Annotated in this window: 27 protein-coding genes; 24 read left to right on the plus strand and 3 right to left on the minus strand. The window is 72.1% G+C overall.

Features of this window, described 5'->3' with window-relative positions; genetic code table 11:
* The first annotated feature begins 38 nt into the window (after positions 1 to 38).
* The 6 genes from ACQ9ZG_RS18170 (at position 39) to ygfZ (ending at position 4,892) form a co-directional block, all read left to right on the plus strand.
* On the plus strand, positions 39 to 797 hold the full coding sequence (locus tag ACQ9ZG_RS18170) for a hypothetical protein (RefSeq protein ID WP_499280849.1): 759 nt from the start codon (positions 39 to 41) through the stop codon (positions 795 to 797).
* Positions 794 to 1,618 carry a hypothetical protein gene (locus tag ACQ9ZG_RS18175; RefSeq protein ID WP_499280851.1) on the plus strand — a complete coding sequence of 275 codons (825 nt, stop codon included), beginning with the start codon at positions 794 to 796 and terminating at the stop codon, positions 1,616 to 1,618. Before ACQ9ZG_RS18170 ends, ACQ9ZG_RS18175 begins: the two co-directional genes overlap by 4 nt.
* Positions 1,615 to 2,487, plus strand: a complete 873-nt coding sequence (locus ACQ9ZG_RS18180) for a hypothetical protein (RefSeq protein WP_499280852.1) — start codon at positions 1,615 to 1,617, stop codon at positions 2,485 to 2,487. Before ACQ9ZG_RS18175 ends, ACQ9ZG_RS18180 begins: the two co-directional genes overlap by 4 nt.
* A 300-nt stretch (positions 2,488 to 2,787) precedes the next feature.
* Positions 2,788 to 3,360, plus strand: coding sequence for a heme-binding beta-barrel domain-containing protein (locus ACQ9ZG_RS18185; RefSeq protein WP_018490354.1), 573 nt, complete (start codon positions 2,788 to 2,790; stop codon positions 3,358 to 3,360).
* Between the two features lie 115 nt (positions 3,361 to 3,475).
* Complete coding sequence (locus ACQ9ZG_RS18190; RefSeq protein ID WP_109916237.1) at positions 3,476 to 3,916, plus strand: Fur family transcriptional regulator; 441 nt, start codon at positions 3,476 to 3,478, stop codon at positions 3,914 to 3,916.
* Positions 3,917 to 3,926: 10 nt separating this feature from the next.
* Complete coding sequence (gene ygfZ, locus ACQ9ZG_RS18195; RefSeq protein WP_109916236.1) at positions 3,927 to 4,892, plus strand: CAF17-like 4Fe-4S cluster assembly/insertion protein YgfZ; 966 nt, start codon at positions 3,927 to 3,929, stop codon at positions 4,890 to 4,892.
* Between the two features lie 205 nt (positions 4,893 to 5,097).
* On the opposite strand, the gene dtd is transcribed toward ygfZ, so the two are convergent.
* Positions 5,098 to 5,547: a D-aminoacyl-tRNA deacylase gene (gene dtd, locus ACQ9ZG_RS18200; protein WP_109916235.1), complete on the minus strand. Its 450-nt coding sequence runs from the start codon at positions 5,545 to 5,547 to the stop codon at positions 5,098 to 5,100.
* 115 nt (positions 5,548 to 5,662) lie between these two features.
* Between dtd and ACQ9ZG_RS18205 the strand changes: the two genes are divergently transcribed.
* The 3 genes from ACQ9ZG_RS18205 (at position 5,663) to ACQ9ZG_RS18215 (ending at position 9,259) form a co-directional block, all read left to right on the plus strand.
* Entirely contained in the window at positions 5,663 to 6,331 is a 669-nt protein-coding gene (locus tag ACQ9ZG_RS18205; protein ID WP_258312240.1) for an RsiG family protein, read from the plus strand.
* 192 nt (positions 6,332 to 6,523) lie between these two features.
* The gene (locus ACQ9ZG_RS18210; RefSeq protein WP_018490359.1) at positions 6,524 to 7,501 is read left to right on the plus strand and encodes an asparaginase; all 978 of its coding nucleotides are present in this window, start codon (positions 6,524 to 6,526) and stop codon (positions 7,499 to 7,501) included.
* A gap of 501 nt (positions 7,502 to 8,002) precedes the next feature.
* The gene (locus ACQ9ZG_RS18215) at positions 8,003 to 9,259 is read left to right on the plus strand and encodes a GNAT family N-acetyltransferase (protein WP_109915252.1); all 1,257 of its coding nucleotides are present in this window, start codon (positions 8,003 to 8,005) and stop codon (positions 9,257 to 9,259) included.
* A 138-nt stretch (positions 9,260 to 9,397) separates the two neighbouring features.
* Here the strand turns inward: ACQ9ZG_RS18215 and ACQ9ZG_RS18220 are convergent, their stop codons facing one another.
* Both ACQ9ZG_RS18220 and ACQ9ZG_RS18225 read right to left on the minus strand, forming a co-directional pair.
* A complete protein-coding gene (locus tag ACQ9ZG_RS18220) occupies positions 9,398 to 10,225 on the minus strand; it encodes an ABC transporter permease (protein WP_109915253.1) in 828 nt (275 codons plus the stop codon).
* Positions 10,218 to 11,312: an ATP-binding cassette domain-containing protein gene (locus ACQ9ZG_RS18225; RefSeq protein ID WP_258312139.1), complete on the minus strand. Its 1,095-nt coding sequence runs from the start codon at positions 11,310 to 11,312 to the stop codon at positions 10,218 to 10,220. The genes ACQ9ZG_RS18220 and ACQ9ZG_RS18225 overlap by 8 nt, the downstream gene beginning before the upstream one ends.
* A 109-nt stretch (positions 11,313 to 11,421) precedes the next feature.
* Between ACQ9ZG_RS18225 and ACQ9ZG_RS18230 the strand changes: the two genes are divergently transcribed.
* From ACQ9ZG_RS18230 to ACQ9ZG_RS18300, 15 genes are all read left to right on the plus strand, one after another.
* Entirely contained in the window at positions 11,422 to 12,195 is a 774-nt protein-coding gene (locus tag ACQ9ZG_RS18230; RefSeq protein WP_028419662.1) for a TetR/AcrR family transcriptional regulator C-terminal domain-containing protein, read from the plus strand.
* Positions 12,196 to 12,255: 60 nt separating this feature from the next.
* Positions 12,256 to 13,029, plus strand: coding sequence for a TetR family transcriptional regulator (locus ACQ9ZG_RS18235; protein ID WP_181398222.1), 774 nt, complete (start codon positions 12,256 to 12,258; stop codon positions 13,027 to 13,029).
* A 736-nt stretch (positions 13,030 to 13,765) separates the two neighbouring features.
* Positions 13,766 to 14,392 carry an OvmZ protein gene (locus ACQ9ZG_RS18240; RefSeq protein WP_109915254.1) on the plus strand — a complete coding sequence of 209 codons (627 nt, stop codon included), beginning with the start codon at positions 13,766 to 13,768 and terminating at the stop codon, positions 14,390 to 14,392.
* Complete coding sequence (locus tag ACQ9ZG_RS18245) at positions 14,389 to 14,634, plus strand: helix-turn-helix domain-containing protein (RefSeq protein ID WP_028419659.1); 246 nt, start codon at positions 14,389 to 14,391, stop codon at positions 14,632 to 14,634. The genes ACQ9ZG_RS18240 and ACQ9ZG_RS18245 overlap by 4 nt, the downstream gene beginning before the upstream one ends.
* Positions 14,635 to 14,890: 256 nt before the next feature.
* Positions 14,891 to 15,265: a hypothetical protein gene (locus ACQ9ZG_RS18250; RefSeq protein WP_019761352.1), complete on the plus strand. Its 375-nt coding sequence runs from the start codon at positions 14,891 to 14,893 to the stop codon at positions 15,263 to 15,265.
* Entirely contained in the window at positions 15,262 to 15,960 is a 699-nt protein-coding gene (locus ACQ9ZG_RS18255; protein WP_258312141.1) for a nuclear transport factor 2 family protein, read from the plus strand. Before ACQ9ZG_RS18250 ends, ACQ9ZG_RS18255 begins: the two co-directional genes overlap by 4 nt.
* Positions 15,961 to 16,383: 423 nt before the next feature.
* Complete coding sequence (locus ACQ9ZG_RS18260; RefSeq protein ID WP_499280854.1) at positions 16,384 to 16,905, plus strand: ester cyclase; 522 nt, start codon at positions 16,384 to 16,386, stop codon at positions 16,903 to 16,905.
* A gap of 106 nt (positions 16,906 to 17,011) precedes the next feature.
* On the plus strand, positions 17,012 to 17,413 hold the full coding sequence (locus ACQ9ZG_RS18265) for a nitroreductase family deazaflavin-dependent oxidoreductase (protein ID WP_019761349.1): 402 nt from the start codon (positions 17,012 to 17,014) through the stop codon (positions 17,411 to 17,413).
* A gap of 10 nt (positions 17,414 to 17,423) precedes the next feature.
* Positions 17,424 to 17,999, plus strand: coding sequence for an NADPH-dependent FMN reductase (locus tag ACQ9ZG_RS18270; RefSeq protein ID WP_028419655.1), 576 nt, complete (start codon positions 17,424 to 17,426; stop codon positions 17,997 to 17,999).
* Positions 18,000 to 18,032: 33 nt separating this feature from the next.
* Positions 18,033 to 19,370, plus strand: a complete 1,338-nt coding sequence (locus ACQ9ZG_RS18275; RefSeq protein ID WP_109917157.1) for a cation:proton antiporter — start codon at positions 18,033 to 18,035, stop codon at positions 19,368 to 19,370.
* Between the two features lie 96 nt (positions 19,371 to 19,466).
* A complete protein-coding gene (locus ACQ9ZG_RS18280) occupies positions 19,467 to 20,126 on the plus strand; it encodes a hemerythrin domain-containing protein (protein ID WP_028419653.1) in 660 nt (219 codons plus the stop codon).
* An 81-nt stretch (positions 20,127 to 20,207) separates the two neighbouring features.
* A complete protein-coding gene (locus ACQ9ZG_RS18285) occupies positions 20,208 to 21,680 on the plus strand; it encodes an MFS transporter (RefSeq protein ID WP_019761347.1) in 1,473 nt (490 codons plus the stop codon).
* 168 nt (positions 21,681 to 21,848) lie between these two features.
* Positions 21,849 to 22,793 (plus strand): MarR family winged helix-turn-helix transcriptional regulator, encoded by a 945-nt coding sequence (locus ACQ9ZG_RS18290; RefSeq protein WP_028419652.1) that lies wholly within the window; start codon positions 21,849 to 21,851, stop codon positions 22,791 to 22,793.
* Between the two features lie 198 nt (positions 22,794 to 22,991).
* Positions 22,992 to 24,704, plus strand: coding sequence for an NAD(P)/FAD-dependent oxidoreductase (locus ACQ9ZG_RS18295; protein ID WP_018490378.1), 1,713 nt, complete (start codon positions 22,992 to 22,994; stop codon positions 24,702 to 24,704).
* Between the two features lie 52 nt (positions 24,705 to 24,756).
* The gene (locus tag ACQ9ZG_RS18300; protein ID WP_202484727.1) at positions 24,757 to 25,338 is read left to right on the plus strand and encodes a flavin reductase family protein; all 582 of its coding nucleotides are present in this window, start codon (positions 24,757 to 24,759) and stop codon (positions 25,336 to 25,338) included.

A 25,338-nucleotide genomic window follows, 5' to 3' on the forward strand; every position in this document is an offset into this window, starting at 1 on the left:
GTCCGCCGCGCTTCGAACTCGCTACGGGGGGACCCCTTTTGGAACCGAACGACACCGTTTCGCCCACCAGCAGACCCCGGGGCCGCACGGCACTGATCATCGCCGCCGCGGCCCTGCTCGGGATCTCCGGCGGCACCGCCGTCGGCTACGGCATCCAGTCCCAGCGGCCACCGACGCCCCTGCCCGCCCTCTCCCAGCCCGGCCTGGCCTACCCGGCGAAGCCGCTCGCGGCCGACAGGGCCCCGGCCCCGCTGCCCGCCGCCGAGGACCGGCGGGTCCGGACGGACGGGGACCTGCGCAAGCTGCTCCTGGAGCGGCCCAAGGGGGCGGAGGCCTCTCCGGACTACCCCCGCAAGGGCGGCGAATGGATGCCTTACGCGGAGTACGCCCGGTACTTCAAGGACGGGGAGGGCATGTTCCGGTACTTCACCGAGAGCGGTCTGCGCCGGGTCGCGGCGACCGAGTGGGTACAGAAGGACCGGTACACCCATCTCGCCCTGGTCCAGTTCAGGCCGGGCCTGGACAGCTACGCCCCCGATCACCTCGCCACGCAGCTCTCCTACATGCCGGAGGCGGAGGAGGGGGCCGGTAACGCCGGGGATCCGATCGAAGGCACCGGCCAGGGGCGCTACTTCCTCTACCCCGTCGAGCGGGAGGCCGGCTACCTGCCCTTCTACCGGGCCAGGGCGCTGGCCGTACGCGGAGACGTCATGGTCGACATCGGCATCAGCGATGTGAAGCCCATCAGCAAGAAGGACATCCGCGTCCTCGCCGAACGACAGCTGGAGCGCCTGTGAGCGACGACGCCGAGATCACTTCCACCGCTCCGGAGGCGTCCACCACTCCGGAAGCGCCCGCCGCGCCGGAGCCCTCCGCCCCGAAGCGCCGACGGGCCGTGGCCACCGTGCTGCCGCTCGTGCTGGTCCTCGCCGCGGCGGGCGGCGCCGCCGCCTATACGGCCCAGGCCGTGAACGGCGCCGACCGGACCGTCGAGACGGCCGTATGGGACGACGGCGCCCCGGAGCCGGGCCCCGATCCCGCGGCGAAGGCCGACCGCGGCAGGGCGGACACCGAGCTGAGCAGGCTGCTGCTGCCCGTGCCCGAGGGCTACCGGCTCGGCCCGGACCTCGCCGGCCTCAGCAACGACGGTGAGGCCGGCGGGGAGGCCGCCGTCGCCGCGCTGAAGGAGGAGGGCGGGCGCGGGCTGAGTGCCAAGCAGTACCGCCGGCTCGACGCGCTCATCGGCAAGCTCAAGGTCCGGGGCGTCGCCCATCGCTCGTACGCCGCCGACTCCGGCGACCTGGTGCTCTCCGTGCGGGTCACCCAGGCCGAGGACGCACGGACGGTCCGCACCCTCCACGAGCAGAAGACCGCCCTCCTGGAGGCATTCGACGTGCTGGACAAGGGGCCGAAGATCGACGGCCACAAGAACGCCACCTGCTACCGCCTGCCCGACGACCGCGAGAACCCGGTCGACAGCATCGCCTGCTACGCGTACGAGGGCGGGACATCGGTGACCTTCCAGGCGGACGGCCCCAAGCCGCTCCGCGCGGCCACGGTCACCGACCTGGTGAAGCAGCAGCTGGACCACATCACGTCCCCGGGGATGTCCGTATGAGCGATCAGATGAGCGACCAGCAGACCGTGGAGCCCGCCTCCGTCCCGTCGGCGGAGGCCGCCGCACCCACCCTGTCCCCGGCCGCTCCGGAGGCTCCCGCCGCCGCCCGCGCGCCCCGCCGCGCCCTGCGGGCCGTGGCGCGGTGGACGGCGGCGGTGCTCGTGTTCGGCGGGCTCGGTACGGGGACGGCACTGGCGATCACCTCGGCCGAGCGGGGCGACGTCCCCGGGCTCGCCACCGAGGGCGACGGGCGCTGGGCGTACCCGAAGCTCTCCCTCCCCGCGCTCCCGGCCGGCTCGCCCCGCCCGTTCACCGAGGCCAACGCGGCGCAGATCCACCACGCGGACCTGCGCGAGCTGCTGCTGCCCGCACCGGCCGGGTCCACCCCGGACAAGGCGCTGAACGGTGGCTGGGTCAAGCAGGAACGGTTCCTCGCCGAGTACCGGGCCGAGGACCGCGACGAGCTGGACCAGCTCCTGACCGACATCCCGCCCCGCCACATCGCGGCCCGCGGCTGGACCATGCCCGACGGCACCCGCGCCCGGATCTATCTGCTCCGGTTCGACTCGGCCGGTGCCGTCACCGACGTACAGCGGGAACTGAGCATCGGGGTGACGATGCGCTGGCCGCTGGCCGGGGCGGAAGAGGTCGCGTTCGACACGACCTGGAAGTCCACGCGGGCGGTGGAGGGGGTGGCATCGTACGTGTTCACCGTGAAGGCCCCGCAGGGCGAAGAACATCTGCGCCAGGCGTACGCCGTCGCCGGTGACACGCTCGCCCTGATCGTCCACGAGCGCCCCGGCAAGGCGGGGGCGGCGCGGATCCCGTTCCAGCAGACCGTGATCCTGCAGAACCAGCTGCTGGGCTGAGGCGCGCAGCCCGGGGAGGAAGGACGGGCCGGGCGGCGGTGACGCCGTTCGGCCCATCCCTGGACGAGAGGGGCCGGGCCCCACCCATTAGGCTGGGGCCCGGCCCTGTACTGCCGCCATACCGCTCATTCCGAGGAGCCCCCGTGCTTGAGGCATTCTTCTCCGCCCTGCTGATCCTGGTCTGCGTCGGCGTGCTCGCCTTCACGGTCGTCGCCGTGAAGAAGCTGTACCAGGGCCAGCGCTGACCCGCCGCCGTACCCGATCGTTCCGCCCCTCCCTCACAGATCGTCTGAGCCGCTCATGATCGAGATCCCGTCCGACCTCCACCCGGACCTCGTCCCGCTGGCCTTCCTCATCGGCAAGTGGGCGGGTGCGGGCGTCTCCGACTTCCCCGGCGCCGAGAAGTGCAACTTCGGCCAGGAGGTCACGTTCAGCCACGACGGCCGTGACTTCCTGGAGTACGTCTCCCACACCTGGGTCCTGGACGGCGAGGGCAACCAGGTCCGCCCGCTGGAGTCCGAGTCCGGCTACTGGCGCGTCGACAAGGACCGCAAGGTCGAGATCGTCATGGTCCGGGACCAGGGCGTCGTCGAGATCTGGTACGGCGAGCTGGCGCACCAGAAGCCGCAGATCGACCTGGTCACCGACGCGGTCGCCCGCACCGCGGCCTCCGGCCCGTACAGCGGGGGCAAGCGGCTCTACGGGTACGTGAACAGCGACCTCATGTGGGTCGGGGAGAAGTCGACCCCCGACGTCGAGCTGCGGCCGTACATGTCGGCGCACCTGAAGAAGGTCGTCACCCCGGAAGAGGTCGCGGAGATGGCCCGGAACCTCCCGGACATGCCGGACGACGGCATCGCGTTCTTCAAGTAGGTCCCGCACGGCCCCGCACGGCCCCGCACGGCCCTTTACGACCCTGCGCGGCCCCGTACGGCGCTGTACGCACGACCCCTCCTGGCCGGTTGCTCGCCCGTCCTACACTGGGCCTGTGGTGAGCACCGACTGGAAGACCGATCTTCGGCAGCGTGGCTACCGGCTGACGCCGCAGCGTCAGCTCGTCCTGGAGGCGGTCGACGCCCTGGAGCACGCGACCCCGGACGACATCCTGTGCGAGGTGCGCAAGACCGCGTCCGGGGTGAACATCTCCACGGTCTACCGGACCCTGGAGCTCCTGGAGGAGCTGGGCCTCGTCAGCCACGCCCACCTCGGGCACGGCGCCCCGACCTACCACCTGGCCGACCGCCACCACCACATCCACCTGGTCTGCCGGGACTGCCAGGAGGTCATCGAGGCGGACCTCTCCGTCGTCACCGAGTTCACCGAGAAGCTCCGCGCCGACTTCGGGTTCGACACCGACATGAAGCACTTCGCGATCTTCGGCCGGTGCCGGGCCTGTACGGCCGCGAAGGACGAGAAGCCCGAGTCGTAGGCTGGGCGGTATGAAGAGCCCCCTGCTGTCCCTGCCCGGTGCCGTCGCGGCCGAGGGCCGCGACGAAGGTGTCGCCGCACACTACGGCGATCTGTTCCGCGAGCAACGCGCCCTCGCGGACGGCACCGGCCTGGTCGACCTCTCCCACCGCGGTGTCGTCACCGTCAGCGGCGACGACCGGCTGAGCTGGCTGCACCTGCTGCTCACCCAGCACGTCAGCGACCTCGCCCCGCACCGGGCGACCGAGGCCCTGATCCTCTCCGCCAACGGGCACATCGAGCACGCCATGTATCTCGTCGACGACGGGACGACGGTGTGGATGCACGTCGAACCCGGCACCCAGGGCGAGTTGATCGCCTACCTGGAGTCGATGAAGTTCTTCTACCGGGTCGAGGTCGCCGACCGCACCGAGGACATCGCCGTCGTGCACCTCCCGGCCGGCTCCATCGCGGAGGTCCCGGACGGGGCGACCGTACGGGAGACCCCGCAGGGCCGGGACGTCTTCCTGCCGCGCGCCGACCTGGAGGCGTACGCCGCCGCCAACGGCCCGGTCGCCGGGATCCTGGCGTACGAGGCGCTGCGCGTCGAGGCGCACCGGCCGCGCGTCGGCTTCGAGACCGACCACCGCACCATCCCGCACGAGCTGGGGTGGATCGGCACCGCCGTCCACCTCCAGAAGGGGTGCTACCGGGGCCAGGAGACCGTCGCCCGCGTCCACAACCTGGGGAAGCCGCCGCGCCGGCTGGTCTTCCTGCACCTGGACGGCAGCGAGGTGCACCTGCCCGGCCACGGGACGCCCGTCCGGCTGGCCGCCGACGGCGAGGAGGGCCGCCAGCTCGGCTTCATCACCACCTCGGCCCGCCACCACGAGCTGGGCCCGATCGCCCTGGCGCTGGTCAAGCGGAACGTGGCCGTGGACGCGGAGCTGCTCGCGGGGGACACGGCGGCGGCGCAGGAGACGGTGGTCGAGCCGTAGGGCGTACGCGTACGCCTTCCCGCTCGGGCCGCAGGCCGTACGTCACGTCACGCTGTCGGGCGCCGGGCCGTACGTCGTCGAGCGTCGGGCCGTGAGGCGTACGGCGGCGGGCCGCAGGGCGCAGGGCATAGGGCGGCGGGCCGCAGGCGGATGGGCCGGGGGCCGTCCGCCGTCCACGCTGCGGCCCGGTGCCGCCGTCGTACCGTCACACCTCGATGATCACCGTGAACGGGCCGTGGTTCGTGAGCGAGACGCGCATGTCCGCTCCGAACCTGCCCGTCGCCACCTGCGCGCCCAGCGCCCGCAGCCGCGCCACCACCTCGTCGACCAGCGGCTCGGCCACCTCGCCGGGAGCGGCGGCGTTCCAGGTGGGGCGGCGGCCCTTGCGGGCGTCCCCGTAGAGGGTGAACTGCGAAATCACCAGGAGGGGGGCATTCACATCCGAACAGGACTTCTCGCCCTCCAGGATGCGGACCGACCAGAGCTTGCGGGCCAGCTGGGCCGCCTTCTCCGGGGTGTCGTCATGGGTGACTCCGACCAGCACACACAGGCCCTCGCCGATGATCTCGCCGACGACACCGTCGGCCCCGGGGTTCTCGCCCGTCCCGGCCACCGAGACGCTGGCGCCGTCCACTCGCTGTACCACTGCACGCATACAGACCAACCTATCTTGGGCTGAACGGGTACAGAGTGTCTGCGGGGGCACCTTGCAGGGTGGCACCATGCACGATGTCGGTGTGCCGACGCACCGGTCGAGGGGACGGAACAGCATGAGTACCTATGGAGCCGGACAATCTCCCGGGCCCGCACCGGGCGCACCGACCGGCGGCATTCCCGCCGGTACCGGGAGGAGTGCCGGCGCGGGCACCAGCACCGGCACCCTGCGCTCACCCGTACGGCCCATTCTGCCCGGCGGGCTCGCGTCCGTGCCGGAACAGGGCGGCGGGGAGGCCGGGTTCGGCGGGCTGCGGCTGCCGGAGCTGCGGACCCTGCGCCGGGAAGCGCAGCGGGACGAGGCCGATCTCAGCTATGTACGCCGGCTGGTCCAGGGCCGGATCGACATCCTCCGCGCCGAGCTGACCCGCAGGCGGGACCCGCAGGCGCCGGTGCCCGAGGCCCCGGTGGTGGACCGGCTCTCGGAGATCCTGGCCGACGCCCCGTCCCGGCACCGCACCTCCGCCCGGCACGTCACGGTGACGACCCCGCGCGGCGACGAGTTCCGGCAGCTTGCCGCCGAGAACCTCGCGGAGGTGGAGCTGTCGGACCTGGCCGCCCGGACGGACGAGGAGCTGCACGACGCGATGGGCCGGCTGGTCCGCTACGAGCAGCAGGTCTCCCGGCGCCGCCATGAGCTGCAGCGCACGACGGACGATTGCAGCGCGGAGATCGCCCGCAGGTACCGTGACGGGGAAGCCCAAGTGGACGACCTGCTCGCCTGAAGCGGCCTTCCGGAGCCCCGAAGCGACCCTTCGGAATCCTGGAACGGTCCCGCGGAACGCGGCGGGTCCCGCACACCCGCCCGTCCGGCCGAACCTCCGGGCGGCGGGCCCCGTCACCACCCGGCCGCCGTCCCGATCCCGGTGGCGCCGGGCCTCGTACCGCCCGCACCGACCGTCTCCCGGAAGGCCACCATGACGTCCACCGACGCCGCCCCTGCCGCGATAGCCCCCGCCCCGCCCGTGCTGGCGGAGGTCGTACGGTCCGGCTTCACCGAGGGGCACCACCGCGGTTCGCTGGTCCTGCTCGCCGCCGACGGGAGCGTGGAGCGGACGCTCGGTGACCCCGGCGCCCCGGTCTTCCCCCGCTCCTCCAACAAGCCGATGCAGGCCGCCGCGATCCTGCGGGCGGGCCTGGAGCTGTCCGGGGAGCGGCTGGCGCTGGCCGCCGCGAGCCACTCCGGCGAACCGTTCCACCTCGACCTCGTACGGAAGATGCTCGCCGAGCACGGGCTCTCCCCGGACGACCTCCAGACCCCGCCCGACCTGCCGCTGGACCCGGTCGCCGCCGAGGCCTACCTCGCCGCCGGGAACGTACGCGAGCGGATCACCATGAACTGCTCCGGCAAGCACGCCGCCATGCTCGCCGTCTGCGTCCGCAACGGCTGGGACACCGCGAGCTACCTCGACCCCGCCCACCCCCTCCAGCAGCTGGCCGGCCAGGTCGTGGCCGAGGCGGCGGGCGAGCCGGTCGCGGCGGTTGGCACCGACGGCTGCGGGGCCCCGCTGATGGCGATCGGGCTGACCGGCCTCGCCCGCGCCTTCCGGTCCTTCGTCCTGGCCGAGCCGGGCAGCGCGGAACGCCGGGTCGCGGACGCGATGCGCGCCCACCCGGAGTACGTGGCGGGCACCCGGCGCCCCGACACCTGGCTGATGAGCGAGGTCCCGGGGACGCTCTCCAAGATGGGCGCCGAGGCCGTGCAGGCGGTGGCGCTGGCCGACGGGCGGGCCCTCGCCTTCAAGATCGACGACGGGGCGACCCGGGCGCTCGGCCCGGTGCTGGCCCGCGCACTGGAACTGCTCGGCGTGGACGCCCCCGTGGTGGCCCGGATCGGACGGGCGCCGCTGCTCGGCGGCGCGGCGGAGGTCGGGGAGATACGGGCGGCGTTCTGAACGGGGAGCGGTGCTCCGGGTTCGGGCGGCGTTCTGAACCGGGAGCGGTGCTCTCGGGCGGGAGTGATGCTCTCGGGCGGGAGTGGTGCTCCGAGGGTTGGGCGGTTTCCTGAGTCAGGAGCGGTGCTCCGGTTCGGGGCGGTGTTCTCGGGTGGGAGCGGTGCTCCAGGGGCGGGTGAGGGTTGGGGCGGTGTTTCGTGCTCCGGTTCGGGAGCGGTGCTCCGGGGGTTGGGCGGGGGGTGTGGCGGTGTTCAGCGCTCCGGTCCGTGAGCGGTGCTCTGGTCCGTGAGCGGTGATCCGGTCCGTGAGCGGTGCTCCGGATCTCGGGCGGCGGACGGCGGGCGGTGGACGGCGCGCGGCGCGGTGTTCCGTGCTCCGGTACGGGAGCGGTGCTCTGGGTTGCGGGCGCGGCGCCCACCTGGTCTTCCGCGTGGGGGACGGTGAGGCACTCGCGGGGAAAATCGCGCGACATTCCGGGACGGGTCTGCCTAGCGTGACGGTATGAGCCTCGACGTCCGCACGGTCACCTCGTCCGACTACCCCGACTGGCTGCGGGCGGTGCAGAACGGGTTCCTGACGGCCGGTTCACCGACCGAGGAGGACGTCGCCGACCGCCTGGCCGACCCCGACAACGACCTCACCCGGCTCCAGGGCGCGTTCGACGCCGGGCGGTGCGTGGCCACGTTCCGCTCGTTCGCCCAGCGGCTCACCGTGGTGGGCGGCGCCACCGTCGCGGCCGACGCGGTCAGCGGGGTGACGGTGAGCCCCACCCACCGCCGGCGCGGGCTGCTCAGCCGGATGATGGCGGGCGACCTCGCGGCCGCCCGGGAGCGGGGCGAGGTGGTCGCGACCCTGATCGCCGCGGAGTACCCGATCTACGGCCGGTTCGGCTTCGGCCCCGCCACCTGGACCACCGAGTGGGAGGTGGCCGTCCCCCGCGCCGGACTCGACCCGCGCCGCTCGGGGCAGCCGGCGGGCGGCGGGCGGATCGAGCTGGTGGACGGTGCCGACGTCCGCAAGTACGGCCCCGAGCTGCACACCCGGCTGGCGGCCCTGCGCCCCGGTGTCGTCAGCCGCAGCGAGCGCTGGTGGAAGGTGCATACGGGTGCGGCGGTCTTCCCGGCCCACGAGAAGTGGACCGAGCCGTTCTACGTCATCCACCGGACCGCGGACGGCGAGGTCGACGGCCTGATGGTCTACGGCACCGACGACAAGTGGGGCGACGGCAAGCAGCCCCTGAACACCGCGACCGTACGGGACCTGATCGCGCTCACCCCGGCCGCCGAGCGCGCGCTGTGGCACTTCCTCTGCTCCGTCGACTGGGTCACCACCGTCCGCTCCGGCTACCGCGCCCCCGACGACCTGCTCCCGGACTTCCTGCCCGACCCCCGGGCCGCCCGGACCGTCACCCACGCCGACTGGCTCTGGCTGCGGCTGCTGGATGTCGAGCGCGCGCTGGAGGCCCGGAGCTACGGGAACGAGGCGTCGCTCGTGCTCGACGTCCGGGACGACGGGGGCATGGCGCAGGGGCGCTTCCTGCTGGACGCCTCGCCCGAGGGCGCGCGCTGCACCCCGACCACCCGGAGCGCCGATCTGGCGCTGGGGGCGGGGGAGTTGGCGTCCCTGTACCTGGGCGACGGGTCGGCGCGGCGGCTGGTGGACCTGGGGCGCGCCGACGAACTGCGGACCGGTGCGGCGGAGCGGGTGGACGCCGTGTTCCGTACGGGGCGGCGCCCTTGGTGCCCGGACATCTTCTGAGCCGACGGCTTCCGAGGGCCCCGGCGGCTCCCGAGGGTCCCCGGCGGCTCCTGTCGGCCCCCGGCGGGCCCCGACGCGTCCGTACCGGCCGCCTGAACAGCGTACGTACGCCCGCCCTGCCGTTCGTTCCCCTGTTCCTCAGCGCGCCCGTACGCGGAACAGCACCCCCGAGGCGCCGAGCGCCACCGCCAGCATGCCCCCGGCCCAAGCCAAGGCGATCCAGGGGGTGTTGCCCACCTCCTGGCCCAGCAGGAGCCCGCGCAGGGACTCGATGGCCGGGGTGATCGGCTGGTGCTCGGCGAAGCCGTGGAGCCAGCTCGGCATCGATTCGACCTGGACGAACGCGCTGCTGGGGTAGGGCAGGAACGACATGAAGAAGGTGAACCCGCTCGCCGCCTCCGGGGAGCGGGCCAGCAGCCCGATCGCGGCCGAGATCCAGGACAGCGCCACGATGTAGGCGACCAGGACGGTGGCGGCGAGCAGCCAGCCGTCCCAGGTGGCCGCCGGGCGGAAGCCGATCAGCAGGGCGACGCCGAAGACGACGGCGGTGGCGCAGAGGTTGCGGACGGTGCTCGCCGCCACATGGCCGGCCAGGATCGGCGTCCCGCCCACGTCCACGGAGCGGAAGCGGTCGATGATGCCGCCCTTCATGTCCTCGCTGACGGCGGTGGCGGTGGTCGCGGCCCCGAACCCGGCGCAGAGGAGGATGACGCCCGGGACGACGTACATGACGTACGAGTCGTAGAGCGCCGAGGTCCGGATCGCCCCGCCGAAGAAGTAGACGAAGATCAGCATCAGCATGATCGGCAGGGCCAGCGACATGATCAGCGCGTCGGTGTTCCGGCGGCTGATGCGTACGCTGCGGGCGGCCAGGACGGCCGCGTGGGTGAGCGGGCCGGGCGCCCGGCCCGGGGGGACGGGGGTTCCGGGGGCGCCCGGCGGGCGGAGGGCGGCCGTGTCAGGCATGGGCGGGTACCTCCGAGGTGAGGGCCAGGAAGACGTCGTCGAGGGTCGCGCTGTGCACGGTGAAGCGGTCGATCTCGGTGCCCGCCGGGTCGATCTCGTCGAGCAGGGCGCGGACGTGGGCGGCGCTGCCGTCCGTGGGGAGCCCGAGGGTCAGCGTCTCGGGGGAGTGGTGGACCGCGCGCACGGAGAGGCGGAGGTAGGCCTCGCGGCTGGTCAGGACCAGGTCGAGGCGGTGTCCCGCGATGGCGCCCTTGAGGTCGGCCGCGGTGCCCTCGGCGGCCACGCGGCCCTTGTGGAGCAGGGCGATCCGGTCCGCGAGGCGGTCGGCCTCCTCCAGATACTGGGTGGTGAGCAGGACGCCGGCCCCGCGCCCTGCCAGCTCCCGGACCACCTCCCACAGGCTCTGGCGGCTGCGCGGGTCGAGCCCGGTCGTCGGCTCGTCCAGGAAGAAGACCCCGGGCTCCGGTGAGCCGGTGAGCCCGGCGGCCAGGTCGAGGCGGCGGCGCATGCCTCCGGAGTACGTGGCGACGGGGCGCCGGGCCGCACCGGTGAGGTGGAAGCGCTCCAGGAGTTCGGCGGCCCGGCGGCGGGCGGCGGTGCGGGAGAGGCCGGTGAGCCGGGCCATCATCCGCAGGTTCTCCTCGCCGGTCTGGGTCTCGTCGACGGCGGCGAACTGGCCGGTGAGGCTGATCGCCCGGCGCACCGCGCTCCGCTCGGCGGTGACGTCGTACCCGGCGACGCGGGCGCTGCCGGAGTCGGCGGTGGTGAGCGTGGCGAGGATCCGTACGGCGGTGGTCTTGCCCGCCCCGTTCGGGCCGAGCAGGGCGAAGACGCCGCCGCGCCCGACACGGAGGTCGAGGCCGTCGAGGACGCGTACGGCGGACTTTCCGTAGGACTTGGTGAGGCCGTACGCCTCGATGGCGTACCCGCTCTCCGCGGCCGGGTTCCGTGCGGCTGTCTTCCGGGTGGCCGGGTTCCTCGTGCCCGGGTTCTCCGTGGACGGATTTCCCGTGCCCCGGTTCTCCGTGGATGCGTTCCCTGCGGACGGGTCCTCTGCGGGCGGGTTCGCCGCGGTCGGGCTGGTCATGGCCTGGCCCCCTTCTGCGTATGGCATACGCGTTATTGCGTAAGGATTACGCATCTCTAGGATGGGGTCAAGGAGCACGGGGGCGCGCGGAACGTGGCGAGGGGATGCGGTGGCGGAGAAGAGCAGCACCGGCGGCGGTGACCTCCCGGCCTCCATCGAGGCCGCCTGGGGGCTGCGGGAGCGCCCGGCGAAGGGGCCCAAGCCCGGACTGAGCCTGGAGCGGATCGTTGCGGCGGCGGTGGCCGTGGCGGCGGCCGAAGGGCTCGCCGCCGTGTCGATGGGGCGGGTCGCGCAGGAGGTCGGCGCCTCCACGATGTCGCTCTACCGGTACGTCTCCGCCAAGGACGAGCTGTACGTCCTGATGCAGGAGGCCGCCGTCGGACCGCCGGACCCGCTGCCCGCCCTGGAGTCCGGGGCGGGGTGGCGTGCCGCGCTCACGGAGTGGGCGGTCGGGCAGCGTGCGCGGTTTCTGGCCAACCTCTGGGTCCTGCGCATCCCGATCGGCGGGCCGCCCGCCACCCCGAACTCGCTCGCCTGGTGGGAGCAGGGGCTCCAGGCGCTGGAGGGCAGCGGGCTCGGGGAGGGCGACAAGATCTCGGTGATCCTGCTGGTCTCCAACTTCGTGCGCAGCGAGGCGTTGCTGATGAGCGACCTCTCCGCCGCCGTCACCGCGCGGGGCGTCTCCCCGGAGGAGGTGGTCGCGGGCCACGAGCGCACCCTCCGCCGCCTGGTCGACCCGGCCCGCCACCCCGCGATCCACCGGCTGCTGGCCTCCGGCGTGATGAGCGAACCGGACGACCCCGACTACGAGTTCACCTTCGGCCTGGCGACCCTGCTGGACGGTGTCGAGGCGCTGATCCGGAGGACGGTCCGGGAGGGCTGACCGGACGGCGCTGTCGTGCCCGCGACATCAAGTCCGGCCGAGGTCAAGGGCGTACGCTTCATGGTCATGAGCGGAGAGACGGCCTTCGGCGGAAGCGGAAACGGAAGCGCCGCCGGGGCGGTGGGAGAAGGGACGCGGGCGCCGGGCCGGGAGCGTGGCCGGAAACAGGTTCGGGAACAGGGCCGCGAACAGGGCCGGGAGCGTGGGGAGTCGGTCGCCCCGCCCCGGATCAGTCTGCGGGAGCGGAAGAAGCAGCTCACCTACCGGGCGATCTCCGATGCCGCGATCGCGATGTTCCTGGAGCGCGGCTTCGACAAGGTCTCCGTGGCGGAGGTGGCGGCCGCGGCGGACATCTCCAAGCCGACGCTGTTCCGGTACTTCCCCGCCAAGGAGGACCTGGCGCTGCACCGGTTCGCCGACCACGAGGACGAGGCGGCCCGGGTGGTCGGCGGCCGGGGCCCGGGCGAGAGCCCGGCGGCCGCGCTGCACCGCCACTTCCTGGCGGGCCTGGACCGCCGCGACCCGGTGACCGGACTCTGTGACGTACCCCAAGTGCTGGCGTTCCACCGCCTGTTGTACGGAACCCCGGCGCTGGTGGCCCGCCTCCACGCCTACCGGGGCCGTGCCGAGGCCGCCCTCGCCCGTGCTCTCGGTGACGGGGTGGCCGCGCGGCTGGCGGCCGGGCAGATCATCGCCGTCCTCCGCATCCTGGCCGAGGAGAACTGGCGCCGGATCGACGCGGGGGAGAGCGCGGACGCGGTGTACGCGGACGCGGTGCGGGCGGCCGAGGAGGCGTTCGCCCAACTGCGGAGGGGGCTGGAGCCGGAGGGGTGAGCGTTTCGGGGGAATGCCGATCCGCACCCGGAAGCGACCGTCCGGCCGCACCTCCTCCGTTCTGTGATTCTCATCTCATTGCCCGGCGTGCGGGAATAGGCTAGCCGTCCGGCCGTATGCGAAGCCGGAGCCGGCCTCCGCAGCCGACGCGCGCGCCCCACTTCCCGGCGCGGCCACGCCTCCCCGGTCCCCGTCCGCCAGTGGTGGGTACCAGCCATCTGCCCTGCTTTCCGGGGCGGGCGGGGTTTTCACCGCCGTAGTCGACGTTCTGTCAGATTCCGCTTTCTATACGCGCGTTGTACTGGCGGATCGGTGCCACGGCGACCCGGCGCAGGATGACGCCACCGGAAACGTAGCCGTAGTCGACTGTTCTCTTTCGGACAATATGGTCCGGTTGCCAGGTGCCCCCCACTGGGTGTCTCATCTGACCTCGGCCCTGGTGCAGACGCGGCCCTCCGTCCCGGGAGGCTCGCGGTCGAATCCTCCTGCCATGGGGCCGTCGGGGGGTGATCGCGCTTGTCTGCCGTCGCGGCGGGCTGCGCCGTGGCCGGAATCGCGGCCACCGCTCGCCGGGCGGTCCTCACCCGTCACTTCACGGATCAGCGCATCGGACCGGGGTCCGCCGGGGTCGCTCCCCGCCTCGCCCCGCGCCCTGTTCTCCGACCCCTCCTCCCGCCCGGCCCGCCGGGCGGCGGGGTCGTCACGCATGGACACCGAAAAGGATTCGAGGAGTCGGATGCACCAGTACTCAGAACTGTCCGTCGGCCACGTCGGCCGGGACTGCGCGACGCTCTGCGGGAGCGTCTGCCGTCAGTGCGTCGAGCGGTTGCGGGGCGAACTGCGCAACCTGCTCGACCTCTACCGGGAGAGCGATCACGCCCTCGCCCCGGCCCATGCCCGACTGCGGCAACGGGTGAGCGGCACCAGAGCCGTCGGCACGGTGCTCGACGAACGGACGGTCGCGATGCGCACCGAGACCGCCGAGGTCCTGGCCTCCTGGGCGCGGCTGGTCGTCGAGGAGCGCGGGGCGCGGGGGCTGCGGGACTGCGACGTCGAGTCGTTGGTCGAGTTCCTGCACGGACAGGTGGAGTGGCTGGCCGGCCACCCCGCGGCCGTCTCCTTCGACGACGAGGTACGTGGTCTGCTGCGGCGGATCGGATCCGTGCTCGGCCCCGCGCCCGCGAGCGAGCGTCCGCTCGGGGCGTGCGTGGAGCCCGGCTGCACGGGCACGCTGCTCGCCGTGGCACGGGAGGCCGGAGGGGTGTCTCCCGGGCCGGACCGGGTCACCTGCGACGCGGGGCACACGCTGCCGCCGCGTCAGTGGCTGGCGGTGGCGGGCCAGTTGGCGAGGAGATCGCTGTGACGACTTCTCGGCGCAGAACCGTCTCGACAGAACTGGCCGCGCTGGCCATGGGCGTCAGTGAGGCGACGATCCGCAAGTGGGCTTCCAGGGGCAAGATCACCCGCTACGGACGGAAGCAGCGGGCCGAGTACGACCTGGATGAACTGCTCGCGATGACGGAGGGCGGAGCGCCGCTGCCGGTCGGCCGGAGCGAGGCGGTCGAGTTAGCGAAAGGGCCGGGCGCCGGGCCCGGGGCGCTGTGAGACCGCTGCTGACCTGCGGCGATGTTGCCCGTCGAGGGGAGGGGCGGGCGCCGGGACCGAAGAACATAAGCGGGTTGACGGTTCAGAAGATTGAGTGTCACACTTCTTCCGGCAGCTCCACGCGCTGATTCCGGTGATCGCTTCGCGATCGCGGAACCGGGCGGTGCGGCGGCCCCAGCTCTCACCAGAATCCGTGTCCGGCCCACGCCGGACGCGGATTCTTTTTTGTCCGCAGCCGAGAGAGGAAGTGTGGTCGATGTCTGATTCTCCCCGTACGCCCGCCGGACAGTGGACGGGTACGGTCACGCACGACGGTGAGGTGGACGACTACACCGTCACCTTCCAGGAGGACGGCTCGCTCGTCGTCGTCACGCAGAAGAGCACCGGCACGGGTTCGTGGTCGGTCACCGGTGACGGGGCGTTCACGTTCTTCCTTCGGGAGGAGTTCAACACCGACGTCACCCAGATCAGCCCCACCGGATTCCGGGCCGCCTACATCAAGATCGACATCGAGGCCCGGCTGGAGGGCGACGCCAAGTTCACCGGCCGGGGCAAGGCGGTCGTGCACGGCCCCGACGACACCGTCATCTACGCGACGGACGCCGAGACCGACGCCCGCCGCGTGCCGTGACCGGCTCCACGGGGCCCGGAACCGGCTCTCTCGACACCCGGGCCGGCTCCACCGGCTCCGGGATCGGCTCCAGCGGCTCCGGGGCGGGCTCCATCAGTTCCGGGACCGGCTCCAGCGGCTCCGGGATCGGCTCCATCGGTTCCGGGATCGGTGAACTCGCGGCCGAGGTGGCGCGGTTGTCCGACATCGCGGCCCTGAACCGGCTCATCGACGGCTATCTGGCCGGGCTGGACGAGCGGTTGGCCAGGAGCTTCCCCGAGGACGGCCGGCCCGCCGCCTCCGGTTTCGACGCCGAGTGGGCCGCGTCCCTGTTCACCGAGGACGTGGAACTGGTCTTCCCGGTGGGTTCCCACCGGGGGCTGGCCGGGGCGGACGCCTTCCTCGGCGAGATCATGGAGCGCTGGAGCCGTACGCACCACCACGGCTCCCTCGCCACCGTGGAGCCGGAGGGCGACCGGGCGGCGGTCGGCTGGAGCCTGATCGCCTCGCACGTCCACTTCGGATCGCCCGTGCCGCCGCGGCCGTCGGAGTACTTCCAGATCGGCGGCCGTTTCACCGGCACCGCCCGGCGTACGGCCGACGGCTGGCGCTTCGCCCGGCTGCGACTCCGGATCGCGTGGAGCGCCGGATCGCCCCCCGGGGGCGTGGGCGAGGTCGACGCCCGGGGGCTGGACGTCCTCGACACCCGCCGATGAGGCGTCGTCACCACCGGCCCTCTTCACCGCCGGGACCCGCCTCATCGGGCCCCGTGACAGCCGGGACCCGCCTCGCCGGGTCTCGCCCATGCCGGGCCCCATCGCCACCGGGTCCCGCCTCATCGGGTCCTGCCGTCACCGGCACCCGTCACCACCGGGACCTGCCTCACCGAGTCCCGTCGGCACCGGGTGCCGTCATCACCGGCACCCGTCTGAACAGGTCCCGCCTCAACAGGACCCGTTGCCACCGGGCCCCGTGTCACCGGGTCCCGTAACCATCGGGCCCCGCCCTCGTCGGACCCCTCGTCACCGGGCTCCGACGCCTCTGAATCCGCCGCCTCCGCGCGCGGCTTCCTTATCGCCTCCTGCCCCACCGATCCCCAACCATTCCTGCCCGCACCAGAGTTCCGAGGAGGAACCGCCATGCCCACCACACTGACGCCGGAGCAGCAGCGCGAGGTCGTCGAGAAGGTCTTCCACGAAGGCCTGGACCTCGGGGACCTCACCGCCGCCGACCGCTATCTGACCGAGGACTTCCGCAACCACGGCAGCCACGACGACTCGATGCGGGGGCCGGAGGCCTTCAAGCACACCATCCGCATCCAGCAGTCCGCGTTCAGCGAGATCAAGTACGAGATCCTCGACTTCATCTCGCAGGGCGACCGGGCCGCGATCCGCTGGGTGATGCACGGCAAGCACACCGGCCCCTTCATCGGGATCCAGCCCACCGGTCTCCAGGTCCAGCACCAAGCCATCATCTGGTTCCGCTTCGAGGGCGACCGGATCGCCGAACGCTGGGGCATCGTGGACAACTTCACCCTGGAGCGCTTCCTCAAGTCCGGCGGCAAGCCGGTCGGACCGCTGACCCCGAAGTCCGGTGCGCCCGGTGGCGCGCTGGGCGGTGCGCCCGGTGGTGCACCCGGCGGGGCGGCCGAGCGGGCCTGACCCGGCCACTGTCGGGGGAGGGCGGGCCCGGGACGGCCCGCCCTCCCCTCTCTCCTCCGGCCCCGGGCCGGACCCCTGACGACGGAGCAGCGAACAGGAGACAGGCATGCCGATCAACCGACGTGTCGCCCGCTTCAACAAGGCGGTCGCCAACCACTTCGTAGGACCCGTCCTGAGCCGGATGCCCGGCTTCGGCAAGGTGCACCACCGCGGCCGGAAGTCCGGCCGCGCCTTCACCACGCCGGTCAAGCTGTTCCGGCGGGGCGAGGACATCGTCATCACCCTGCCGTACGGGCCGGGTTCGGACTGGGTCAAGAACGTGCTGGCCGCGGGGGGTTGCGAGATCACCACGCGCGGCCGGCGGATCGCGGTCACCGATCCGGTGGTCTTCACCGACGACGGGACCACCCGGATGCCCGCGCTGACCCGCCGCATCCTCTCCCGGGTCGACGCGCACCAGTTCCTCTCCCTCACCCCCGTCGCCGCGCGGTCCGCGGCGACGGGCTGAAGGGCACGGCGTGGAGTCCCCGGCGGTCCGGACGGCCGTCGTGGTCGCCTCGGTGCGCGGCGGCCGGCTGGCACCGGATGTGGCCGGCTGGTTCACCGCGCTGGCCGGGCTCCGGGACGACCTGGAGCTGGACGTCATCGACCTCGCCGACCACGAGCTGCCCGGCAGCCTCGACGCACAGGACCCGGTGGCTCTGGCCCTCGCCCCCCGGCTGGCCGGTGCCGAGGCGTTCGTCCTGATCGTCCCGGAGTACAACCGGGGCGTACCCGGCCCCCTCAAGACGTTCATCGACAGCTTCCAGACCGAGTGGCAGGCCAAGCCCGTCGGCTATGTGAGCTATGGACTCTCGCTGTCGGGCGGTGTCCGCGCGGTGGAGCAACTGCGCCAGATATACGGGGAGTTCCACGCCGTCTCCATGAAGGACGCGGTGTTCTTCCCGCGTGTCCTCGACCACTACGACGCTCGGGGGGCCTTCCCGGCCGAGCCCGAGGGGGCGCAGGCGGCGGCGAAGCTCATGCTCGATCAGCTGATCTGGTGGGCGCGGGCCCTGCGCGATGCGAAGTCCCTACGTCCGTACGGAAAGTGACGCAACGGCACCTCTCACCAAGGACTGATTCCCATGGCCGCTCCGGCTGACCCCCTGCCCGATCTCCTGATCGCCATCCCGGTGGTGATCCTGCTCTGCAAGGCCGGTGCGCGTCTCGTGCGCGGCGCCGGACAGCCCCCGGTCGTCGGCGAGATAGCCGTCGGCCTCCTGCTCGGCCCCTCGTTCCTGGGGTGGCTGTGGCCCGAGGCGCAGGCGTGGCTGTTCCCGCCGGCCTCGCTGCCCTATCTGGGCCTGCTCGGCAATCTGGGGCTGCTCATCTTCATGTTCCTCGTCGGCCACGAGCTCCAACTGGGCTCGCTCCGCTCCCAGACCCGTACGGCGGCGGTCGTCTCCCTGGTGAGCATCGCCCTTCCGCTCGGCCTCGGCACGCTGCTGGCCCTGGGGATGTACGGGGCGTTCGCGCCCGAGGGGGTGGAGCGGCTGCCGTTCGTCCTGTTCATCGCGGTGGCCATGAGCATCACGGCGTTCCCGGTGATGGCCCGCATCCTCTCGGACCGGGGGATGTACCGGACGCGGGTGGGGGTGCTGGCGCTGGCCTGTGCGGCTTTCGACGACGTGGCCGCCTGGTGCCTGCTGGCGGCCGTGGTCGCGGTGTCGACGGCCGGTTCGCCGATGGAGGCGGTCACCACCGCGCTGTCCGCCGTCGCCTTCTGCCTGTTCATGGTCGTGGCGGTCCGTCCCCTGCTGGCCCGGCTCACCGACCGTGCCGGACGGACCTCCACCGACAGCCTGGTCCTGGTGCTGCTCTTCAGCGGGTTGTGCCTGAGCGCCCTGGCCACGGACCTGATCGGGGTGCACGCGCTGTTCGGGGCCTTCCTCTTCGGTGCGGTCACCCCGCGCGGGAGCCGGGTCATCGAGCACCAGACGGCCCGGCTGCGCGCCTTCGCCGTGCCCGTCCTGCTGCCGTTGTTCTTCGTCACCACGGGGCTGCGGGCGGATGTGGGCCTGCTGGCCACCGACCCGGTGCAGTGGCTGTGGGCCGGTGCGGTCCTGGCGGTGGCGGTGCTCGCCAAGTGGGGCGGCGGTACGGGCGCGGCGCGGCTCGCCGGGCAGTCCTGGCGGGACGCCATGTCGATCGGGACGCTGATGAACTGCCGCGGACTGACCGAGCTGATCGTCCTCAACGTCGGGCTCGGCCTCGGTGTGATCGGCCAGGACCTCTTCACCATCCTCGTCCTGATGGCGCTGATCACCACCGCCGTGACCTCGCCCGTCCTCAACCGCCTCCGCAAGGGGATGCCGGAGGAGGAGCCGCCCGCCGGGGCGCGGTCCGACGGCGAGGACGCCGACGGGTCCGCGGCGGCGGGAGCCGTGGGCGCGGGAGCGGCGGGAGGACGGATCACCTCATAGATCGTTCTGGTGTCTGATGATTCTAGGATTGATAGTTAGGTGGATTGACGATAGTCTTTTCCCAAGCCGGACCCATGCAGGGAGAGGGAAGAGACGATGGGCGACTTCAAGAACCTCGACATGACCATGATGTTCGCCATCCACGACGCGCTCCGGCGCGAACTGGAGCGCATCGCACGGATCACCTCCCGGGTGGACGAGGACCCGCGGCACGTGCTGAGCACCGCGGTGGGGTGGGAGCTGTTCAAGAAGTTCCTCACCGCCCACCACACCTCCGAGGACCTCACCGTCTGGCCCGCCATGTACAAGGCGCTGGAGGGGCGGGACGCGCAGTCCGAGATCGCCCTCCTGGACGCGATGGAGGCCGAGCACGCCGTCATCGACCCGCTGCTGGCGGACATCGACACGGCACTGGCCGACCGTGACACGGGTGCCGAGCGCCTCGGCGGTCTCGTCGACACCCTCTGCACCGACCTCCGCGCCCACCTCGACCACGAGGAGCGGGAGGCGCTCGCGCTCATGGACCTCACCATGAGCCCCGAGGAGTGGCAGACCTTCAGCGTCGAACAGAAGAACCGCATCGGCTCCGATGCCAACCGCTACCTCCCCTGGCTGCTGGACGACATCGACGCCGCCCGGGTCGCCACCGTCCTCGGCAAGCTCCCGCCGCCGCTGCGGGCCGCCTACGAGACCGAGTGGCGTGCCGCCTACGAGGAGCTGGACATCTGGGCCGCCAAGGACCCCGCGGCGCGCTGACCCCGTCCCCGGGCCGGCCGCCCCCGCTCCGGGGGCCGGGCGCTTCCGGCCCGCCTGCCCGACTCACCTCTGGAGACCTCCATGTCCATGCAGGACAGAACCGAAGCCCCGCCGGCCGGCGGGACGCCCCCGGGCGCCGCCGCACCGGCACCGGGCGGCGAGAAGCTCGGCCTCGCGCTCGCGGTCATCGCGGCCGCCCAGCTCATGCTGGTCCTCGACAACACCATCGTGGCCGTCGCCCTGCCGAGCATGCAGGGCGCCCTCGGCCTCTCCGACGCCAACCTCGGCTGGATCGTCACCGCCTACGCCCTGGCCTTCGGCGGACTGCTGCTGGCCGGCGGCCGGGCCGGCGACCTCTTCGGACGCCGCCGGGTCTTCCGTACCGGACTGGTGGTCTTCGCCCTCGCCTCGCTGCTCGGCGGCCTCGCGACCAGCGGTGAGCTGCTGATCGCCGCCCGCGTCCTGCAGGGCGTCGGCGCCGCCGTCGCGGCACCCACCGCTCTCTCCCTGCTCGCCTCCACCTTCCCCGCGGGCCCGGCGCGCAACAAGGCGCTCGGCGTGTACGGGGCCATGGGCGGCCTCGGCTCCGTCGTCGGCCTGCTCCTGGGCGGCGCGCTCACCGAGTACCTCAGCTGGCGCTGGGTCATGTACATCAACATCCCCATCGCCATCGCCGTACTGATCGGCACGGGCGTCCTCAAGGAGGGCGACCGCGACCGGGGCAAGGTCGACGTACCGGGCGCGCTCGCCGCCACCCTCGGCTTCGGCTCCCTCGTCTACGGCATCAACCGGGCCGGCGAGAAGGGGCTCGGCGACTCCGTCACCCTGCTCGCGCTGGCCGCCGCCGTCGTCCTGATCGTCGCCTTCATCGCCATCCAGCGGTCCAGCCGGGCGCCGATGGTGCCGGGCGCGGTCGTCGCCGACCGGAGCCGGGCCGGGGCCAACGCGGTCATGTTCCTCGTCGGCGCGGGCATGTTCGCCACCTTCTACTTCCTCACCCTCTACATGCAGATCGTCAAGGGGTACGAGCCGATGGTCACCGGCCTCGCCTACCTCCCCTTCGCCATCGGCATCGGCTTCGCGGCCGGCGGCGTCGGCCCGCAGCTGCTGGCCAAGATGCCCGAACGCACGGTCATCGCCACGGGCCTCGTCATCGGCGTCGTCGGCATGGTCTGGCTCAGCTTCCTGGAGCCCAGCCAGAACGCCTTCGCCGTCCTGCTCCCCGCCCAGCTCGTCTGCGGCTTCGGCCTCGGGCTGGTCTTCGTCACCCTCACCGTCATCAGCGTCCGCGGCGTCTCGCCCGAGGACACCGGCATCGCGGCGGGCCTGATCAACACCAGCCAGCAGATCGGCGGCGCGGTCGGCCTGGCCCTGCTCGCCGCCGCCGCCTCGGTCATCACCGAGAACCGGCTCCCCGGCGACCGCTCCGACGCGCTCACCACCGGCTACTCCTACGGGCTCCTCATCGGCGGCGGCATCTACCTGCTCGCCCTGATCGTGACCCTGGGCACCATCAAGGCGCCGGCCGCACAGGACCGGCAGCCGTCCCTCTGACGGACCGGCCGCGGCCCGCCCGCGCGGGCCACCACCGGTTCCCCCTCGCCCCGCCCGGGCCATCCCCCCTCCGGGCGGGGCCAGGCACGTCCCGGGGGAAGGCCGCGGTACGGGCCGGTCCGGCCCGGGCCCGCCGCCGTATACTCGGTTTCCGGTTCCGAAGGGGAGATGACGATCGTGCGAGGCGAGCCCGACGCGACGCAGAAACCCGTTTCGGCGACCGAGGCCACCGCGGAGGTCCCCGGTGTCCTCCCCGAAGCCCTCACCGGCTTCATCGGCTACCTCCTGCGCCGGGTCTTCGCGCAGTTCACGACCTACGCCGACGGCCCCGAGGACGACTCCCGGGACTTCCTCGTCCTGGACGCGCTGACCGGCGGCGACTGGGTCTCCCAGCTCGACCTCGCCGAACGCCTCGGCATCAACCGGACCATCATGGTCGGCGTCATCGACCGGCTGGAGAGCCGGGGACAGGTGCTCCGCACCCGCAACCCGGACAACCGCCGCCAGTACATCCTCTCCCTCACCGACCAGGGCCGCGCCGCCGTGGAGACCGGCCGCCGAGCCGTCGCCGAGCGGGACGCGCGGCTCACCGCCGCCCTCAGCGCCGAGCAGGTCGGCCGCCTCAACACCCTGCTGGCCCGGCTGCTCCCCGAGGGCAGCCAGGAACTGGTGCAGGGGACCGAGCACCTGGTGGAGCAGGCCCACCACCGGCTGCGCCGGCTGGGCGACGAGAAGCTGGCCGGGACCGGCCTCCGGGTCCGCCACTACGGGCCCCTCTCCGTCCTCGCCGCCTCCGGGCCCTGCCCGCAGCAGCGGCTCGCCCAGGAACTGGCCATCACCGGGCCCGCCACCTCGCAGCTGGTCGACGAGCTGGTCGAGGGCGGCATGGTCGTCCGGGGCCGCGACCCGCACGACCGGCGCCGCCACGCCCTGGAGCTGACCGAGCTGGGCCATGCCCGGCTCAAGGAGGTCGCCGAGGCCGTCGACCTGCTGGCCGCGGACGTCGCCGAACTGCTCGGGCCCGGAGGCGAGGACGAGCTGCGCGCCCTCCTCGTACAGCTCCTGGAACCGGCCCACCCCGGGGTCTCCGAGGCGGCCGGCCGGCTGGTCTGAGCAGCCGTAACGGCCCTTTAACTTCCTTTTACTTTCGAGGGTTGACCCTCCCCGCCATTCCTGTCACGCTTTCTTCAGCGGTTCAGTCGTGCCGTTTTCACGGGCTCCTCCCCAAGGCCGTTCAAGGCCCCGGAAGGGCCCTTTTTTGTGCCCTCTTTTCGCACCGGATCGCATCCCCACTGACGAAGGAGAAGGCCCGTGGCACCCCAGACGGAAGAAAAGCCCGCACGGCCCGAAGGAATACCCGCGGAATCGACGTACGACGTCATCATCCTCGGTTCCGGTATCGCCGGTTCGGTGACCGGAGCCATTCTCGCCAAACACGGAGCGAGGGTGCTGCTCGTCGACGCCACCACCCATCCGCGGTTCGCGGTCGGGGAGTCGATGACCCCGCAGCTCGTCGAGTGGATCCACATCCTCGCCGAGCGTCACGACCTCCCCGAGCTGAAGAGCCTGGCCAGCGTGAAGCAGAGCACCCGGGACATCGCCCCGACCTTCGGCACCAAGGCGCACTTCGGGTTCATGAAGCACGAAGTGGGCCAGGAGCCCGACCCGCGTGAGGCCACCCAGCTGGCGCTGCCCAAGATCTTCCACCAGAACAGCCACATGTTCCGGCAGGACAGCGACTCCTTCATGTTCCACGTCGCCGTCAAGTACGGCTGCGTGGGCAAGCAGGGGTGGCGGGCGAGCGACGTCGACTTCGACGACGACGGCGTCACGGTCACCGGCCGCAGCGGCGCCCCCGGCGCCGAGCCCGAGGCCTTCCGCGCGCAGTACGTCGTGGACGCCTCCGGGTTCCGCTCGCCGCTGGCCCAGAAGTTCGACCTGCGCGACCGGCCAGCCCGCTTCAAGCACCACTCCCGCTCCATGTTCACGCACTACGTGGGCGTCAAGCGGTTCGACGACGTCAGCGGCCACCCCAAGGAGCTGCGCCCGCCCGCCGACTGGCACACCGGGACCATGCACCACCTCATCGAGCGCGGCTGGTTCTGGATCATCCCGTTCGACAACCACAAGGACTCCCGCAACCCGCTGTGCAGCGTCGGCCTCACCATGGACGAGCGCACCTACCCCAAGCCCAAGGACCTCACCCCCGAGCAGGAGTTCGCGCTCTTCCTCGACAAGTACCCCGCGGTCAAGCGGCAGTTCGACGGTGCCAGCAAGGTCCGCGAGTGGGTGTCGACGGACCGGCTCCAGTACTCCTCCAAGCAGACCATCGGCGACCGCTGGTGCCTGATGTCGCACGCCGCCGGCTTCCTCGACCCGCTCTTCTCCCGCGGCCTGTCCAACACGCTGGAGGTGGTCGACGCCCTCACCTCCCGGCTGCTGGAGGCCTTCGAGGACGGCGACTACTCCGCCGAGCGCTTCGAGTACGTCGAGCGCCTGGAGCAGGGGCTGCTCCAGTACAACGACGAGATCGTCAACAGCTCCTTCATCGCCTTCTCCCACTTCCGCCTCTGGAACGCGGTCTTCCGGGTCTGGGGCTCCTTCATCACCCCGGGCACGATGCGGCTCACCCGCGCCCGGCTCAAGCACTTCAAGGACCAGGACCAGCGGCACTTCCGGGAGCTGGAGCAGAACGACCACCCCGGGCTCTGGTGGCCGCAGAGCGACAAGTTCAAGATCCTTCTGGAGACGACGTCGGAGACCTGCGAGAAGTACGAGGCGGGCGCGCTCACCGGCGACGAGGCCGCCGACATCATCTTCAAGCTCCTCGACGAATCTCCCATCGTCAATCCGGTATTCGGCTGGAAGGACGAGGAGAAGCGCTTCATCTACCCGTCGGTCGCCACCATGGGACGTTTCCTCTACTGGGCTTCCGTCCAGGCGCCGCCGGAGATGAACAGCGTGGGGCGGGAATTCCTGCTCGGCATCGTCAAGGCCGGGGCCAAGGTCCGCAAACTCCTCTAGGAACGTGCGCACACACAGACCCCCGGCAGCCGGATCAGGAAAGGGATGTCATATGTCCGTAGTGCGCCCGCCGGGCCGCATCGAGGCGAGAAAACCGATTGTGCCGAAGGAATTCCGTCGTGTCTGCGGTCTTTTCGCGACCGGGGTGACGGTCATCACCGCCGGCCCGGAGGGGCAGGCCGAGGGGACGACGGTGAATTCCTTCACCTCGGTCTCGCTCGACCCGTCGCTGGTTCTCTTCTGTCTCCACAAGCAGTCCCGGATGCAGGCCGTGATCGGCCGGCACAAGACCTTCGCCGTCAACTTCCTCGCGGGCAGCCAGCAGGAGCTGGCCCGCTCGTTCGCCACCCGCCGTCCGGACGGCTTCCACGGCGTCCCGCACCACTTCGCCCCCGACGGTCCGCCCCTGCTCAGCGAGGCCCTGGCCCACCTCACCTGCTCCACGGTGGCCGTGCACGCCGGAGGGGACCACGACATCGTGGTCGGCGAGGTGCTGGAGCTGGCGGCGCCCGGAGATTCCCAGGACCCCCTGATCTTCTTCGACGGGACCCTCGGACCTCTGGAGTCCCTGGACGGGCGATTCGGCCAGGCCGGGCCGGGCAGCCTGACGACGGCACCGGTCCGGGCCGGCTGA

The sequence above is a fragment of the Streptomyces araujoniae genome (assembly GCF_050871195.1).
GTDB classification, from domain to species: Bacteria; Actinomycetota; Actinomycetes; order Streptomycetales; family Streptomycetaceae; genus Streptomyces; species Streptomyces bacillaris.

Excerpts from the sequence above, each read along its gene's own strand:
- dtd (WP_109916235.1), bottom strand. The coding sequence starts at position 5,547 with ATGCGTGCAGTGGTACAGCGAGTGGACGGCGCCAGCGTCTCGGTGGCC.
- ACQ9ZG_RS18215 (WP_109915252.1), top strand. The coding sequence starts at position 8,003 with ATGAGCCTCGACGTCCGCACGGTCACCTCGTCCGACTACCCCGACTGG.
- ACQ9ZG_RS18240 (WP_109915254.1), top strand. The coding sequence starts at position 13,766 with ATGCACCAGTACTCAGAACTGTCCGTCGGCCACGTCGGCCGGGACTGC.
- ACQ9ZG_RS18180 (WP_499280852.1), top strand. The coding sequence starts at position 1,615 with ATGAGCGATCAGATGAGCGACCAGCAGACCGTGGAGCCCGCCTCCGTC.
- ACQ9ZG_RS18275 (WP_109917157.1), top strand. The coding sequence starts at position 18,033 with ATGGCCGCTCCGGCTGACCCCCTGCCCGATCTCCTGATCGCCATCCCG.
- ACQ9ZG_RS18265 (WP_019761349.1), top strand. The coding sequence starts at position 17,012 with ATGCCGATCAACCGACGTGTCGCCCGCTTCAACAAGGCGGTCGCCAAC.
- ACQ9ZG_RS18210 (WP_018490359.1), top strand. The coding sequence starts at position 6,524 with ATGACGTCCACCGACGCCGCCCCTGCCGCGATAGCCCCCGCCCCGCCC.
- ACQ9ZG_RS18290 (WP_028419652.1), top strand. The coding sequence starts at position 21,849 with ATGACGATCGTGCGAGGCGAGCCCGACGCGACGCAGAAACCCGTTTCG.
- ACQ9ZG_RS18235 (WP_181398222.1), top strand. The coding sequence starts at position 12,256 with ATGGTCATGAGCGGAGAGACGGCCTTCGGCGGAAGCGGAAACGGAAGC.
- ACQ9ZG_RS18300 (WP_202484727.1), top strand. The coding sequence starts at position 24,757 with ATGTCCGTAGTGCGCCCGCCGGGCCGCATCGAGGCGAGAAAACCGATT.
- ACQ9ZG_RS18285 (WP_019761347.1), top strand. The coding sequence starts at position 20,208 with ATGTCCATGCAGGACAGAACCGAAGCCCCGCCGGCCGGCGGGACGCCC.
- ACQ9ZG_RS18260 (WP_499280854.1), top strand. The coding sequence starts at position 16,384 with ATGCCCACCACACTGACGCCGGAGCAGCAGCGCGAGGTCGTCGAGAAG.
- ygfZ (WP_109916236.1), top strand. The coding sequence starts at position 3,927 with ATGAAGAGCCCCCTGCTGTCCCTGCCCGGTGCCGTCGCGGCCGAGGGC.
- ACQ9ZG_RS18185 (WP_018490354.1), top strand. The coding sequence starts at position 2,788 with ATGATCGAGATCCCGTCCGACCTCCACCCGGACCTCGTCCCGCTGGCC.
- ACQ9ZG_RS18280 (WP_028419653.1), top strand. The coding sequence starts at position 19,467 with ATGGGCGACTTCAAGAACCTCGACATGACCATGATGTTCGCCATCCAC.
- ACQ9ZG_RS18205 (WP_258312240.1), top strand. The coding sequence starts at position 5,663 with ATGAGTACCTATGGAGCCGGACAATCTCCCGGGCCCGCACCGGGCGCA.
- ACQ9ZG_RS18220 (WP_109915253.1), bottom strand. The coding sequence starts at position 10,225 with ATGCCTGACACGGCCGCCCTCCGCCCGCCGGGCGCCCCCGGAACCCCC.
- ACQ9ZG_RS18250 (WP_019761352.1), top strand. The coding sequence starts at position 14,891 with ATGTCTGATTCTCCCCGTACGCCCGCCGGACAGTGGACGGGTACGGTC.
- ACQ9ZG_RS18225 (WP_258312139.1), bottom strand. The coding sequence starts at position 11,312 with ATGACCAGCCCGACCGCGGCGAACCCGCCCGCAGAGGACCCGTCCGCA.